The organism is Dechloromonas denitrificans (assembly GCF_020510685.1).
Classification (GTDB): Bacteria; Pseudomonadota; Gammaproteobacteria; order Burkholderiales; family Rhodocyclaceae; genus Azonexus; species Azonexus denitrificans_A.
Genome location: NZ_CP075185.1, coordinates 2901452 through 2915603, shown reverse-complemented (window position 1 = coordinate 2915603; position 14152 = coordinate 2901452). Strand labels below are relative to the sequence as shown.

Sequence of the window (14152 nt, the reverse complement as noted above, 5' to 3'; positions counted from 1 at the left end):
GGAGTCCACACCATGAGCAACAAAGGGCAACTCTTACAAGACCCCTTCCTCAACGCTCTCCGTCGGGAGCATGTTCCCGTTTCGATTTACCTGGTCAACGGGATCAAATTGCAGGGCCAGGTCGAATCCTTCGATCAGTACGTTGTACTGCTCAAGAATACGGTAACCCAAATGGTGTACAAGCACGCCATCTCGACGGTAGTGCCAGCTCGCCCGGTCAATCTCCAGCAAGAACAGGCGGCGGAACAATAAGCTCCCGCTCCAAGGCCCGTCCAGTTGGCGGGCCGTTGCTTCTCCCTCCCAGAATTCCTCATGACTGAACGACCAGCCGCCGTCGAGCGCGCGGTGATCGTTCAACTCGACTTCGGTCAGCCCGATCTCGAAGATCAGCTGGAAGAGGTACGTCTGCTTGCCGAGTCGGCGGGCGGCGTGGTCGTTGGCGAAGTTTTTGGCCGGCGGCAAAGTCCCGATCCGAAGACCTTTGCCGGCAAGGGGAAGGTCCAGGAGATTGCCGCTATGCTGGCTGCCGGCGCGTCCGATCTGGTGATTTTCAACCACGAACTGTCGCCGGCCCAGGAACGGAATCTTGAGCGCGAGCTCAAATGTCGAGTGATTGACCGCACCAGCCTGATTCTCGATATCTTTGCCCAGCGCGCAGCCAGTGCGGAAGGCAAGTTGCAGGTCGAGCTGGCGCAGCTTGAGCATTTGTCGACCCGTCTGGTTCGGGGCTGGACACACTTGGAGCGGCAGCGCGGCGGTATCGGAATGCGCGGTCCGGGTGAAACCCAGCTCGAAACCGACCGCCGATTGCTCGGCAACCGGGTCAGGCTGCTCAAGGAGCGTCTGGTAAAGCTGTCGCGGCAGCGTGGTGTTCAGCGCAAGGCGCGGCGGCGAGGCGATACGCTGAATGTTTCGCTGGTCGGTTATACCAATGCCGGCAAGTCAACGTTGTTCAATGCGCTGACTCATGCCGGTGTTTTTGCGGCCGACCAGCTTTTTGCGACCCTGGATACCACTTCGCGCAAATTATGGATTGAGGGGGCCGGCAATATCGTGATTTCCGACACCGTCGGGTTCATTCGCGACTTGCCTCACTCGCTGGTCGATGCCTTTCATGCCACGCTGGAGGCCGCCATCGATGCCGATGTGTTGCTACATGTCGTGGATAGCGCCAGCCATGCTCGCGATGAGCAAGTATTTGAAGTGAACAAGGTGCTTGAAGAGATTGGCGCCAGCCAGTTGCGCCAGGTCGTCGTCTGGAACAAGATCGATCTGACCGAGGCGGCGCCGGGAGTCGAGCGGGACGAATATGGTAATATCGCGCGCGTTCGTGTCAGTGCGCGCTCAGGAGACGGTCTCGATATGCTGCGCGAATCGCTGGCCGAGTATGCCCGGGCAAAGGCAGTGGCCCGTCAGAAGGCTCTCGCCGATGCCGAGCGTGAAGCTCAACACGACTACACTAAGTGAATTCCCAACACCAATGATTCCTACACTAGGTATTCTCATGTCGATCAATGACCCGCAGTGGGGCAACCGTGGCAGTAATGACGGTGACAAGCCCGGTGGTGGCGGACCTCGCCGACCCAACGACGGACCGCCCGACCTCGAAGAGTTGTGGCGCGATTTCAACCGCAAGCTGACCGGCATGTTTGGCAAGAAGGGCGGTGGCGGCGGCAATGGCGGTGGTGACGGCCCGCGCATCCCGAACATCGACTTCAATCCGAAGTTTCTCGGTGGCGGCCTGGGTCTGATCGCCGGTTTGGTCGCGGTAGTCTGGCTGGCTTCCGGGTTTTATATTGTCGATGCCTCGCAGCGCGGTATCGTGCTGCAGTTTGGCAGCTACAAGGAATCAACCGAACCTGGTCTGCGCTGGCGTTTTCCTTACCCCTTCCAGTCGCATGAACTGGTCAATCTGTCCGGGGTGCGTACCCTGGAAATCGGCTATCGCGGCACCGAACGCAACAAGGTGCTGAAAGAGGCGCTGATGCTGACCGATGATGAAAACATCGTGAATATCCAGTTCGCCGTGCAATACATCCTGAAGGATCCGGTTGAGTATCTTTTCAACAACCGCCATACGGATGATGCGGTGATGGGCGCGGCTGAATCGGCGGTGCGTGAAATCGTCGGCAAGAGCGAGATGAACTTTGTCCTTTATGAAGGGCGCGAGCAGATAGCGACTCAGGCCGCCAAGCTGATGCAGGATATTCTCGATCGTTACAAGAGCGGGATTCTGGTCTCCAAGGTGACGATGCAGAATGCCCAGCCTCCCGAGCAGGTGCAGTCGGCTTTCGATGATGCCGTCAAGGCCGGGCAGGATCGTGAGCGGCAGAAAAATGAAGGCCAAGCCTACGCCAACGATGTAATACCCAAGGCCAAGGGTACGGCTGCTCGCCTGATGGAAGAGGCTAACGGCCACAAGCAGCGGGTGATCTCGACGGCGGAAGGTGATGCCTCACGCTTCAAGCAGGTTCAGGTCGAGTATGCCAAGGCGCCGGAAGTAACCCGTCAGCGTATGTATCTGGAAACCATGCAACAGGTTTATGGCAATACTAGCAAGGTGCTGGTTGATGCCAAGGGGCAGGGCAATCTGCTTTATTTGCCGCTCGATAAGCTGATGCAGTCGGCTGCCGGCATGACGGCGGCGCAGATTGGCCCGGTCGAGGCCCAGGCGGCTCAGTCTGTTGGCAAACCAGCCGCGCAGTTGCCGTCGGAAGCGCCGCCGCAGCTTGAGCGGGCGCCGCAAGTCGGCGGTGGTTCGTATTCGTCTTCGAGTTCGCGCGATGCTTCGTTGCGCTCACGTGATCGGGAGGGACGTTGATGAGTCCGCGTATCAATGTTTTGGGCGGCATCATCGCCGCCGTGCTGGTGGTCTTGGCGATGTCGATCTTTACCGTCGATCAACGCCAGTACGCGCTGGTTTTTCAACTGGGCGAAGTCAAGAAGGTAATCGCCGAGCCGGGTCTGAATTTCAAGATTCCGATGATCCAGAATGTGCGTTATTTCGAAAAGCGCATCATCACGCTCGACAACAACGAGCCGGAGCGTTTCATTACCTCCGAGAAAAAGAACGTTCTGGTTGATTCCTATATCAAGTGGCGAATCGTTGATCCCCGTCTCTACTATATTTCGGTGAGTGGCGACGAAACGCGGGCCAAGACGCGGCTGAACCAGACGGTGAATGCCGGGCTGCGTGAAGAGTTCGGCAAACGCACTGTGCACGATGTGGTGTCTGGCGAGCGTGACAAGATCATGGAGCAGATGCGCGAAAAAGCCGACAGTGATGCCCGCAAGATCGGTGTCCAGATTGTCGATGTCCGCCTGAAACGCGTCGAGCTGCCGACCGAAGTCAGCGAGGCGGTTTACCGCCGGATGGAAGCGGAACGCAAGCGCGTCGCCAACGAGCTGCGTTCGGAAGGCTCCGCCGAGGCCGAGAAGATTCGGGCCGATGCCGATCGCCAGCGCGAAATCATCATTGCCGATGCCTATCGCGATGCGCAAAAAATCAAAGGTGAGGGCGATGCCAAGGCTTCGGCGATTTACGCCGGCGCTTTTGGTCAGAGTCCCGAGTTTTACTCCTTCTATCGCAGCCTTGAAGCGTATCGTGGCAGCTTCAAGAACAAGACTGACATTCTGGTCGTTGATCCGAGTTCCGATTTCTTCCGCTACATGAAGAGCGTCGGTCGTAGCAACGACAAGGGCAAATGACATCGACCATCCTGCTTGCCTTCGCGCTGATGTTGGTGCTCGAAGGCATCATGCCCTTTATTGCGCCGGCGGCCTGGCGTGAAACCTTTCGCCGCCTCATTCAATTTTCGGACGGGCAGATTCGCTTTGTTGGTCTGACCTCGATGCTGATCGGCCTCGTCCTTCTGATGCTTTTTTCATGAACTGGTTGTTACCTGAATACATTGCCGATGCGCTGCCGGCCGAGGCCGCACGTATCGAGCGTCTGCGCCGCACAGTCCTGGATCATTTCCAGGTGCGCGGTTTCGAATTCGTCATGCCGCCGATGCTGGAATACCTGGAATCGTTGCTGACCGGGGCGGGGCAGGATCTGCAACTGCGCACCTTCAAGCTGGTCGACCAGCTCTCCGGGCGAACGATGGGCGTGCGCGCCGACATCACCCCGCAAGCGGCCCGCATCGATGCACACCTGCTGAACCACCAGGGCGTGACCCGTCTGAGTTATTGCGGCAGCGTGCTGCATACCCTGCCGGCCAGCGTTTCGGCTGGTCGCGAGCCGGTGCAGATCGGTGCCGAACTCTACGGGTATGCCGGCATTGAAGCCGATCTCGATATCATCCGGCTGATGGCGGGGGCTTTCGAGGCGGTCAAACTGCCGATCAGTCGTATCGATCTCGGTCATGTCGGTATTTTCCGCGCTCTCGCCGAAGCCGCTGCTTTGCCGCAGGAGGCCGAAGATCTCGTTCTCAGTCTGTTGCAGGCCAAGGATGTGCCGGGGCTGAGCGAAGCCTGTGCCGAGGTCGTTTCGCCGTATCGCGAAGCGCTGCTCGCCTTGCCACTGCTCTATGGTGGCGTCGAGGTGCTGGCGCGTGCCGCCGCCGAATTGCCCGCGCTGCCGGCTATCGTCGCGGCGCTCGACGGCTTGCGCCACATTTTCGCGGCGGCGCCGGAACTGCCGTTCTCGGTTGATCTGTCCGATTTGCGTGGTTACCACTATCACAACGGTGTGGTTTTTGCCGCCTATTGTCCTGGCTACCCGGCTGCGATTGCCCTGGGTGGGCGCTATGACGGTGCCGGGAAAACCTTCGGCCGAGCTCGGCCGGCCACCGGATTTTCGATGGATTTACGCGAAGTCGCCCGTCTGGTGGCGCCAAGTCGGCAGCCGGGGGCGATTCTTGCCTCCTATGCCGGTCACGACAAACTGCTTGCCGCCCATATCGCAGCGCTGCGCGCTCAGGGCGAGGTTGTCGTCGAATTACTGCCGGGCGAGACCGCCTGCGAAGGCCCGGTCTGTGACCGCAAGCTGGCCCTGGTTGGTGGGCAATGGATTATTGAAGCAATACAAGAGGATTAAGAAATGGCCAAGAATGTCATCGTGGTGGGCACCCAATGGGGCGACGAAGGGAAGGGAAAAATCGTCGACTGGCTGACCGATCATGCTCGGGGGGTGGTGCGTTTTCAGGGCGGTCACAACGCCGGTCATACGCTGGTGGTCGGCGAGCAGGTGTACAAGCTGAATCTGGTGCCGTCGGGCATTGTGCGTGATGGTGTGGACTGCTATATCGGCAATGGCGTGGTGCTGGATATTCATCACCTGTTGTCCGAGATTGCCGAGCTGGAAAAAGGCGGCATCGACGTCCGCTCCCGTCTGAAGATCAGCCCGGGCTGTCCGATCATCCTGCCTTACCATTCCGCTATCGACAAGGCCCGCGAAGGCGCTAAGTGCGAAGGCCAGAAAATTGGTACGACCGGCAAGGGTATCGGCCCGACCTACGAAGACAAGGTCTCCCGTCGCGGTTTGCGCGTTTATGACCTGTTCCATCCCGAGCGTTTCGCCGAAAAGCTGAAGGAAGTGCTGGAGTATCACAACTTCGTTCTGACCCAGTATTTCAAGGCGCCGGCAGTCGACTATCAGATGGTGCTTGATCAGGCGATGGCCGATGCCGAGCATATCCGGCCGATGGTCACCGACGTGTCGGCTGCGCTTTACGCCGCCAACAAGGCAGGCCAGAACCTGTTGTTCGAAGGCGCGCAAGGTACGCTGCTCGATATCGACCACGGCACTTATCCGTTTGTCACCTCTTCGAACTGCGTGGCCGGCCAGGCATCGGCTGGTTCCGGTATCGGCCCCGGCATGCTGCATTACGTGTTGGGCATTACCAAGGCTTACTGTACCCGCGTCGGCGGCGGTCCGTTCCCGAGCGAACTGGACATCGAAACCGAAGGCGTGCCGGGCTATCAGATGTCGCAGGTCGGTCGTGAGTTCGGCACGGTTACCGGTCGCAAACGCCGTTGCGGCTGGTTTGATGCTGCCGCGCTACGTCGTTCGGGTCGGATCAACGGTCTGACCGGTCTTTGCATCACCAAGCTCGATGTGCTGGACGGTTTGAAGGAACTGAATATCTGTACCGGCTACAAGCTGGATGGCCAGGTGATTGATTTGCTGCCGATCGGGGCCGATGAGGTTGCCCGTTGCGAGCCGATCTACGAAACCATGCCGGGCTGGAGCGGCACGACTTTCGGTGTCAAGCGCTGGGAAGACTTGCCGGCCAATGCGCAGGCCTACCTGGATCGTCTCGAAGTGTTGTGCGAAGTGCCGATTGCCATTGTGTCGACCGGCCCCGAGCGCGACGAAACGATCCTGAAGGAACATCCGTTCAATTAAGTTGGGCGGGATTGTTCTGGTCAACGGGCCTAAATGGCCCGTTTTCCTTTTCAGCGGGGCGGCATTACCGCCTGCCAGCCTTCCGGGCAGTTGCGAACGTAGGGGTAATACTGGCCGGACGAGTCGCAGTAGTACCAGTTTTCCGAGGGGGGCGGCGGTATCGGGCGTGGCGGGGCAATATAGACCGGGGCAGCGTTGGCCTGACTGTAAGCCGCTGCTCCGATGGCGAGACCGGTAATGGCGAGAATCGCGGCGGGCCCGATCCAGTCGGCGCGACGACGATCACCGTAGTCATGGTTTTGATAATGGCGGTATTCATATCCGCCCGGCCGATGGTTTCCGTGACGTCCCCAGTCCGCCCGGGCGATTCCGCTGGTGCCCAGACTCAAGCTGATGGCCAGGCAGAGGGCAGTTGTCTTCTTCATTATTTGGCTCGTAATCGTTGTTTTGATAAGCCGAATAACGCGCCGTCCCGGCCGCCGATTACCGGTGCCGTGTACGCAAGTGTGAGTAATTGTTACTGGAGGACGCGGAGGTGTGTGCTGTGAGACAATGCTGGCCAGTTGAAACGAGCCGCGCGTCGGCCGGTTGTAGAGAAACCGAGGTAGAAATGAAAAAAGGCCTTGTTTGTACAAGGCCTTCTATCAAAATCGCTGGTGCCCAGGAAGGGACTCGAACCCCCACGGAGTTACCCGCTAGTACCTGAAACTAGTGCGTCTACCAATTCCGCCACCTGGGCACAGGTGCGAAGAGCCGCCATTATAGAGAGAGAAAAAGAGATGTCAATAAAAAAAATGTCGAAAGTTCGTCGAGCTGATCCCTTCTTTGACCGTGAATCGGTCCGTTATGAGTATCCGCTGCCATCCCGCGAATACATTTCGCAAGTGCTGACGGATCAGGGCCGCCCGCTTGGCTTTGCCGAGTTGACTGAATTGCTGGATATTGCCGAGAGTGAGCGGGAAATGTTCCAGCGCCGGCTCGGTGCGATGGAGCGCGAGGGGCAATTGCTGCGCAACCGCAAGGGCTCCTACATTCTTCCTGAGCGCGCCAGTCTGATAGCGGGCAAAATACAGGGGCATCCGGATGGCTTTGGCTTCCTGATTCCCGATGACGGCAGCCCCGATATATTCCTTGTTCAACACCAAATGGGGAAAGTCCTGCACGGCGATCGCGCTTTGGTTCGCATCACCGGTGTGGACCGCAAGGGACGACCGGAAGGCAGCATCGTCGAGGTTACCGAACGGGCAAATACGCGGGTTGTCGGGCGGGTTTTTGTCGAACACGGCCTGGTCTTCGTAGTTCCGGAAAACCGTCGTATTGCTCAGGATATCCTGGTGCCGCCGGAGAAGAAGGCGAAGATCAAGCCGGAGGCCGGGCAGGTAGTGATGGTCGATATCATCGAGCAGCCGAGCAAGTTTTCCAAGCCGATCGGCCGCATCACCGAGGTGCTCGGCACCTATGCCGATCCCGGCATGGAAATCGAAATCGCACTGCGCAAGCATGACTTGCCCTTTGAATTCTCAAAAAAAGCGCTGGAAGAAAACAAGGAACTGCCGGACAAGGTAAAGAAGGCGGATCTGGTTGGCCGGGAAGATTTGCGCGATCTGCCGTTGGTGACCATCGATGGCGAAACCGCCCGCGATTTCGACGATGCCGTTTATTGCGCGAAGAAGGGGCGCGGCTGGCGATTGGTTGTGGCCATCGCCGACGTGTCGCATTACGTCAAGCCGGGCATGGCCCTTGATAAGGAGGCGCTGGAGCGCGGCAACTCGGTCTATTTTCCGCGTCGGGTCATCCCGATGTTGCCGGAAAAGTTGTCGAACGGCATCTGCTCGCTGAATCCGGATGTCGAACGGATGGCCATGGTTTGTGACATGGATATCAGTGCTGCGGGCAAAATTGGCGCCTACCGTTTTTATCCGGCCGTCTTTCGCTCGCACGCCCGACTCACCTATAACCAGGTCTGGTCCTGGCTTTCCGGCGAAGCGACGCCGGAAAGCGATACGCACAAGGCGCTACAGCCGGATCTGAAGAACCTGTACAAACTGTTCCAGGCCCTGCACAAGGCGCGCGTGGTGCGCGGTGCGATCGATTTTGAAACCACCGAAACGCAAATGCTGTTCAACGATCAGGGCAAAATCGAGAACATCGTCCCGGTTTTTCGCAACGATGCCCATCGGGTCATCGAAGAATGCATGCTAGCCGCAAATGTTTGTGCTTCCGATTTTCTGGCCGCGCACAAGCAAACCTGTCTGTACCGCGTGCATGCCGCGCCGTCCGACGAGAAGCTGCAGAATCTGCGTGCCTTCCTCGGTGAATTCGGCATGGACTTGGGCGGTGGCGATGATCCAGGTGCCAAGGATTACGCGGTGCTGCTTGAAAAAATCAAATTGCGTCCGGATTTCCTGTTGTTGCAGACCGTGATGCTGCGTTCGCTCAAGCAGGCCATGTACAGTCCGGACAATATCGGTCACTTCGGTCTGGCCTATGAGCATTACACTCACTTCACCTCGCCAATTCGTCGCTATCCCGATCTTCTGGTTCATCGTGCGATCAAGGCGGTGCTGGCCAAGGAAACCTACACACCAGTCGGTACTTGGGAAGATATCGGCTTGCAATGTTCGGCTACCGAACGCCGCGCCGACGAGGCAACGCGCGATGTCGAAAACTGGCTGAAATGCTTCTTCATGAAGGAGCGCATTGGTGAAGTTTTTGACGGCACCATTTCGGCGGTCACAGGCTTTGGCATCTTTGTTGCCCTCGATGCGATTTATGTCGAAGGTCTGGTTCACGTTTCCGAGTTGGGCGAAGACTACTTCCAGTTCGACAACGTCAAGCATCAGATGCTGGGCGAGCGGACCGGGCAGAGCTATCGACTGGGTGACCGGGTCAGGGTCAAACTGGTACGGGCCGATCTGGAGAGTAACAAGATCGATTTCGTGCTAGTCAGGGATGATAAGTCGGCCGGGCAGCGGAAATTGGCGGGGCGCAGCCCGGCCAAGCAAATTGCCAAGGGGGCTGTCAGAGCGCCGGTCAAGTCGTCGGCCGTCGCTGTCAAGGCGGTAGCCAGAAAGGCGCCGGCCAAAGCTGCTAAACGTTCGCCTAAACTTTCTGCCAAGCCAGTGGCGAAGAAGTCAGCCAAAAAAAGTTGATCTGCATCTTTGGTAATGAGGCGGCCGGGTCGGCTGCCTCATTACGCTAATCAGATTTGAGCTCGGTGCTTCCAAACCAAAATCTTTGCGTTCGCGCTAAAATATGCGGCTTGGTTGATGGGGTGGAGCGAAAATGCCTGGTGAAGTGACGCAGTCGACGGAGGTGGTGGCCGCTCAGCAAGCTGTTGCCGCTGCGCCTCAAGAAGCCCTCTCCTGGGTGAAGGGGGGCGAATTGCCGCCCGAACTGGTTACCGGGCACAAAAGCATTGATGCCGAGCATCGCATGCTGTTGTCTTGTATTACCAGTTTGCGCAAGGTTTGTATCGATTACGCGAATATTCATGATTGCGGCAATTGCGATCAGGCTCGTCGGGGCTTTTGCGAAAATGAACTGGTAGCCATGCTGGGTGATCTGTTCGCCTTTATCCTCGATCACTTCAAAACCGAGGAAGAGATCATGCGCCATTCCTTGTTCCAGATAATCGACCGCGATGTCTGCGAGGCGCACATGGAGGACCATGCGGCAATTTCCGGAAAGGTTTTGGAAATTGTCGCGTCCCTCGATCCGATGAATACTGTTAGCCGGATTCGGGATCTTGATATCCTGTTGTCCCGTTGGATCGTTCATCACATCGGCCTGCATGATGTTCTGCTGGCGCGTTGGGTTGAGCGCGAGGGGGCTGCTCCCGGTCAAGCCAATAAGTTGCCTGTCTGGTAGCTGGCCTTTGGTTGATGGTTTCTGGGCTGGCGACTCGGCGCGGTAAAATCCAGGTTCCTATTTTTCGAAAGCAGCCATGTCTTCCCGCCTGATTTACGGCTTTCACGCCGTGACCGCCAAGCTCCGCCATGATCCAGAAGCGGTCAAGGAGATAATTGTTGATGTCTCCCGCCAAGATGCTCGGGCTCGCGATCTGCTCAAGCATGCCGAGTTGCAGGGCGTCAAAATTGTCGGCAGCGACGGCAAGCGGCTCGATGGCATGGCGCCGGGGGCAAAACATCAGGGCGTCATCGCTCGGGTCGAGGGCGGCCGCAAGGTCGCACATCTTGACGACGTGCTCGATACGCTGGAAGAGCTGGCCTTTCTACTTGTACTCGATGGCATTACCGACCCGCGCAACCTCGGTGCCTGTCTGCGGGTCGCCGATGCTGCCGGTGTTCATGCAGTCATTGCTCCGAAGGACAGGGCGGTCGGTTTAACTGACGTAGCGATGAAGACGGCCAGCGGGGCGGCTGAGACGGTTCCTTATGTAATGGTCACCAATCTGGCGCGCACCCTGCGTGAGTTGAAAGAGCGGGATATCTGGGTGATCGGCACGGCTGGCGAGGCGACCAGCGATCTCTATGCTGCGGAATGGCCAGTCGCCACCGCCTGGGTGCTGGGGGCTGAAGGCGAGGGGATGCGCCGCCTGACCCGCGAAACTTGCAACCAATTGGTCAATATCCCGATGTATGGCACGGTGGAAAGCCTGAATGTTTCGGTTGCAGCCGGCGTCTGCCTATATGAAGCCCGGCGCCGCCGCCCCTGATTCTCGTTAGCGCTCTTCTGAAATGACCCACCGTCGTGCTGTGGGACTCATGGTGCTGGTTGCTCTCTTGTGGAGTATTGCTGGAGTGGTCACCCGTCATCTCGATACGGCGCATGCCTTCGAAGTGACATTCTGGCGCAGCGCCTTCAATGCTCTAGCGCTTCTTGTGGTGCTCGGTTGTATGCGCGGGTCGCTTCTTTGGCGGGGTTTGTTGCGGGGCGGATGGGCGGTATGGATTTCCGGGCTGTGCTGGGGCGTGATGTATACCGCCTTTATGCTTGCCCTGACGCTGACTTCAGTGGCCAATGTACTGATCACAATGGCGATCAGTCCGCTCCTGACGGCGCTGTTTTCCCGGTTTTTCCTTGGCCATCGCCTGCCAATGCGTACCTGGTTGGCAATTGTTGTCGCTGGCATCGGGATTGCTTGGATGTTCGCTGCCCAGGGCGAGGCGGGGGCTTCACTGCTAGGTTCCCTGATTGCCGGTGCTGTGCCGCTGGCTGGTGCGGTGAATCTGACCGTGCTGCAACGAGTTGGCAAAGATGCGGTGCTGGCTGAGGATATGTTGCCGGCGGTACTGATCGGTGCTGTGCTTTCGGCGCTGGCAACATTGCCAGTGGCGTGGCCGATGCAGGCCTCCGATCATGATATGGGTCTGCTTGCTTTGCTTGGTGTGGTGCAATTGGCCATTCCTTGTTTGTTGATGGTGCGCCTGACTCGTGAGTTACCGGCCCCCGAAGTATCCCTGCTTGCCTTGCTTGAAGTCGTTTTCGGTGTCACCTGGGCTTGGGTTGGTGTGGGTGAAACGCCTGCGAGTAGTGTTTTGCTCGGCGGAGGGTTGGTTCTTGCTGCGCTGGTGGTTAATGAACTGCTGGTCCTGCGCCGTGTTTCATAACCCCCTCTTGTCGGCGGCGGGGCTTCATATTGGTTAAGTGGTTGCGATCGAAATCTACACGTCGTTGAGGTGTTTTTCTTCTGAATTGAAGTAATTTGGTTGATTGAGTTGACCTTCGGTTTGAGATCTATATAATGCGCAGCTCTTCTGCAGCGGCGGGTGTTTTCGGCGGTTGGAGAAGAGGAAGCAGAAAGAAGAAGTTGAGCTGAAAAGCTTGACGGGAGTAGAGAAGAGGTTCATAATTCGGCCTCTCTGCTGCAGACGAAGCGAAAGCGACGGCGCAGTGCGGGAAGTGATCTTTAACAATTTGGACAATCGATAGGTGTGGGTGCCTTGATGCGAAAGCGGCGCAAGTCGCAAAAAGTATTAAAGGCAATCACACGGATGGAGAGATCCATCGAGGTAGAAGTCAAATTCTACCGTCAGTGAATTGTGAGTAATTAGTTGGATTGAACTGAAGAGTTTGATCCTGGCTCAGATTGAACGCTGGCGGCATGCCTTACACATGCAAGTCGAACGGCAGCACGGGAGCAATCCTGGTGGCGAGTGGCGAACGGGTGAGTAATGTATCGGAACGTACCTTTCAGTGGGGGATAACGTAGCGAAAGTTACGCTAATACCGCATATTCTCTGAGGAGGAAAGCAGGGGACCTTCGGGCCTTGCGCTGTTAGAGCGGCCGATATCAGATTAGCTAGTTGGTGGGGTAAAAGCTCACCAAGGCGACGATCTGTAGCGGGTCTGAGAGGATGATCCGCCACACTGGAACTGAGACACGGTCCAGACTCCTACGGGAGGCAGCAGTGGGGAATTTTGGACAATGGGCGCAAGCCTGATCCAGCCATGCCGCGTGAGTGAAGAAGGCCTTCGGGTTGTAAAGCTCTTTCGGCCGGGAAGAAATCGCATTGGTTAATACCTGGTGTGGATGACGGTACCGGAATAAGAAGCACCGGCTAACTACGTGCCAGCAGCCGCGGTAATACGTAGGGTGCGAGCGTTAATCGGAATTACTGGGCGTAAAGCGTGCGCAGGCGGTTTTGTAAGACAGGCGTGAAATCCCCGGGCTCAACCTGGGAACTGCGCTTGTGACTGCAAGGCTAGAGTACGGCAGAGGGGGGTGGAATTCCACGTGTAGCAGTGAAATGCGTAGAGATGTGGAGGAACACCAATGGCGAAGGCAGCCCCCTGGGTCGATACTGACGCTCATGCACGAAAGCGTGGGTAGCAAACAGGATTAGATACCCTGGTAGTCCACGCCCTAAACGATGTCAACTAGGTGTTGGGAGGGTAAAACCTTTTAGTACCGGAGCTAACGCGTGAAGTTGACCGCCTGGGGAGTACGGCCGCAAGGTTAAAACTCAAAGGAATTGACGGGGACCCGCACAAGCGGTGGATGATGTGGATTAATTCGATGCAACGCGAAAAACCTTACCTACCCTTGACATGTCAGGAAGTCTTGAGAGATTGAGATGTGCCCGAAAGGGAACCTGAACACAGGTGCTGCATGGCTGTCGTCAGCTCGTGTCGTGAGATGTTGGGTTAAGTCCCGCAACGAGCGCAACCCTTGTCGTTAATTGCCATCATTTAGTTGGGCACTTTAGCGAGACTGCCGGTGACAAACCGGAGGAAGGTGGGGATGACGTCAAGTCCTCATGGCCCTTATGGGTAGGGCTTCACACGTCATACAATGGTCGGTACAAAGGGTCGCCAACCCGCGAGGGGGAGCCAATCCCAGAAAGCCGATCGTAGTCCGGATTGCAGGCTGCAACTCGCCTGCATGAAGTCGGAATCGCTAGTAATCGTGGATCAGCATGTCACGGTGAATACGTTCCCGGGTCTTGTACACACCGCCCGTCACACCATGGGAGCGGGTTCCGCCAGAAGTAGGTAGCCTAACCGCAAGGAGGGCGCTTACCACGGCGGGGTTCGTGACTGGGGTGAAGTCGTAACAAGGTAGCCGTAGGGGAACCTGCGGCTGGATCACCTCCTTTCTAGAGAAAAGCATCAGTGGCACCCACAACCTATCGATTGTTCAAACGTAGCGCAAACAGACGAGGGTCTGTAGCTCAGTCGGTTAGAGCACCGTCTTGATAAGGCGGGGGTCGTTGGTTCGATTCCAACCAGACCCACCAACGTCTTAAAACGGGGGATTAGCTCAGCTGGGAGAGCACCTGCTTTGCAAGCAGGGGGTCAACGGTTCGATCCCGTTATCCTCCACCAGAAACTAAA

The 14152-nt window shown here is 57.3% G+C and carries 12 protein-coding genes, 3 tRNA genes and 1 rRNA gene; 14 read left to right on the top strand and 2 right to left on the bottom strand.

Going from position 1 to position 14152, the window contains the following annotated elements; translation table 11 throughout:
- Window positions 1-12 precede the first annotated feature (12 nt).
- Genes hfq through KI611_RS13905 form a run of 7 tightly spaced genes read left to right on the top strand, consistent with a single transcriptional unit; the run spans window position 13 to window position 6352 of the window.
- The gene (gene hfq / locus KI611_RS13935; protein ID WP_226416256.1) at window positions 13-252 is read left to right on the top strand and encodes an RNA chaperone Hfq; all 240 of its coding nucleotides are present in this window, start codon (window positions 13-15) and stop codon (window positions 250-252) included.
- 60 nt (window positions 253-312) lie between these two features.
- Entirely contained in the window at window positions 313-1467 is a 1155-nt protein-coding gene (gene hflX / locus KI611_RS13930) for a GTPase HflX (protein ID WP_226416255.1), read from the top strand.
- 37 nt (window positions 1468-1504) lie between these two features.
- Window positions 1505-2821 (top strand): FtsH protease activity modulator HflK, encoded by a 1317-nt coding sequence (hflK, locus tag KI611_RS13925; RefSeq protein WP_226416254.1) that lies wholly within the window; start codon window positions 1505-1507, stop codon window positions 2819-2821.
- The gene (gene hflC / locus KI611_RS13920; RefSeq protein ID WP_226416253.1) at window positions 2821-3708 is read left to right on the top strand and encodes a protease modulator HflC; all 888 of its coding nucleotides are present in this window, start codon (window positions 2821-2823) and stop codon (window positions 3706-3708) included. Before hflK ends, hflC begins: the two co-directional genes overlap by 1 nt.
- Window positions 3705-3890, top strand: a complete 186-nt coding sequence (locus tag KI611_RS13915; RefSeq protein ID WP_226416252.1) for a DUF2065 domain-containing protein — start codon at window positions 3705-3707, stop codon at window positions 3888-3890. The genes hflC and KI611_RS13915 overlap by 4 nt, the downstream gene beginning before the upstream one ends.
- On the top strand, window positions 3887-5041 hold the full coding sequence (locus KI611_RS13910) for an ATP phosphoribosyltransferase regulatory subunit (protein WP_226416251.1): 1155 nt from the start codon (window positions 3887-3889) through the stop codon (window positions 5039-5041). Before KI611_RS13915 ends, KI611_RS13910 begins: the two co-directional genes overlap by 4 nt.
- Before the next feature lie 3 nt (window positions 5042-5044).
- A complete protein-coding gene (locus tag KI611_RS13905) occupies window positions 5045-6352 on the top strand; it encodes an adenylosuccinate synthase (RefSeq protein WP_226416250.1) in 1308 nt (435 codons plus the stop codon).
- A 50-nt stretch (window positions 6353-6402) separates the two neighbouring features.
- Here KI611_RS13905 and KI611_RS13900 read toward each other — a convergent pair whose 3' ends face one another.
- Both KI611_RS13900 and KI611_RS13895 read right to left on the bottom strand, forming a co-directional pair.
- The gene (locus tag KI611_RS13900) at window positions 6403-6777 is read right to left on the bottom strand and encodes a hypothetical protein (RefSeq protein ID WP_226416249.1); all 375 of its coding nucleotides are present in this window, start codon (window positions 6775-6777) and stop codon (window positions 6403-6405) included.
- 229 nt (window positions 6778-7006) lie between these two features.
- A tRNA-Leu gene (locus KI611_RS13895) sits at window positions 7007-7091 on the bottom strand.
- A 40-nt stretch (window positions 7092-7131) separates the two neighbouring features.
- Here KI611_RS13895 and rnr point away from each other — a divergent pair.
- From rnr to KI611_RS13860, 7 genes are all read left to right on the top strand, one after another.
- Entirely contained in the window at window positions 7132-9504 is a 2373-nt protein-coding gene (gene rnr / locus KI611_RS13890) for a ribonuclease R (RefSeq protein WP_226419914.1), read from the top strand.
- A gap of 133 nt (window positions 9505-9637) precedes the next feature.
- Complete coding sequence (locus tag KI611_RS13885) at window positions 9638-10222, top strand: bacteriohemerythrin (protein WP_226416248.1); 585 nt, start codon at window positions 9638-9640, stop codon at window positions 10220-10222.
- Between the two features lie 76 nt (window positions 10223-10298).
- Window positions 10299-11030 (top strand): 23S rRNA (guanosine(2251)-2'-O)-methyltransferase RlmB, encoded by a 732-nt coding sequence (rlmB, locus tag KI611_RS13880; protein ID WP_226416247.1) that lies wholly within the window; start codon window positions 10299-10301, stop codon window positions 11028-11030.
- Window positions 11031-11052: 22 nt separating this feature from the next.
- Window positions 11053-11925, top strand: coding sequence for a DMT family transporter (locus KI611_RS13875; protein ID WP_226416246.1), 873 nt, complete (start codon window positions 11053-11055; stop codon window positions 11923-11925).
- A 451-nt stretch (window positions 11926-12376) separates the two neighbouring features.
- Window positions 12377-13914 (top strand): 16S ribosomal RNA (locus KI611_RS13870).
- Between the two features lie 64 nt (window positions 13915-13978).
- Window positions 13979-14055: transfer RNA gene (locus tag KI611_RS13865), tRNA-Ile, on the top strand.
- Window positions 14056-14067: 12 nt separating this feature from the next.
- Window positions 14068-14143: transfer RNA gene (locus KI611_RS13860), tRNA-Ala, on the top strand.
- The last annotated feature ends 9 nt before the right edge of the window (window positions 14144-14152 follow it).

Excerpts from the sequence above, each read along its gene's own strand:
- KI611_RS13875 (WP_226416246.1), top strand. The coding sequence starts at position 11,053 with ATGACCCACCGTCGTGCTGTGGGACTCATGGTGCTGGTTGCTCTCTTG.
- KI611_RS13910 (WP_226416251.1), top strand. The coding sequence starts at position 3,887 with ATGAACTGGTTGTTACCTGAATACATTGCCGATGCGCTGCCGGCCGAG.
- KI611_RS13900 (WP_226416249.1), bottom strand. The coding sequence starts at position 6,777 with ATGAAGAAGACAACTGCCCTCTGCCTGGCCATCAGCTTGAGTCTGGGC.
- hflC (WP_226416253.1), top strand. The coding sequence starts at position 2,821 with ATGAGTCCGCGTATCAATGTTTTGGGCGGCATCATCGCCGCCGTGCTG.
- KI611_RS13905 (WP_226416250.1), top strand. The coding sequence starts at position 5,045 with ATGGCCAAGAATGTCATCGTGGTGGGCACCCAATGGGGCGACGAAGGG.
- rlmB (WP_226416247.1), top strand. The coding sequence starts at position 10,299 with ATGTCTTCCCGCCTGATTTACGGCTTTCACGCCGTGACCGCCAAGCTC.
- rnr (WP_226419914.1), top strand. The coding sequence starts at position 7,132 with ATGTCAATAAAAAAAATGTCGAAAGTTCGTCGAGCTGATCCCTTCTTT.
- hfq (WP_226416256.1), top strand. The coding sequence starts at position 13 with ATGAGCAACAAAGGGCAACTCTTACAAGACCCCTTCCTCAACGCTCTC.
- KI611_RS13885 (WP_226416248.1), top strand. The coding sequence starts at position 9,638 with ATGCCTGGTGAAGTGACGCAGTCGACGGAGGTGGTGGCCGCTCAGCAA.
- KI611_RS13915 (WP_226416252.1), top strand. The coding sequence starts at position 3,705 with ATGACATCGACCATCCTGCTTGCCTTCGCGCTGATGTTGGTGCTCGAA.
- hflK (WP_226416254.1), top strand. The coding sequence starts at position 1,505 with ATGTCGATCAATGACCCGCAGTGGGGCAACCGTGGCAGTAATGACGGT.
- hflX (WP_226416255.1), top strand. The coding sequence starts at position 313 with ATGACTGAACGACCAGCCGCCGTCGAGCGCGCGGTGATCGTTCAACTC.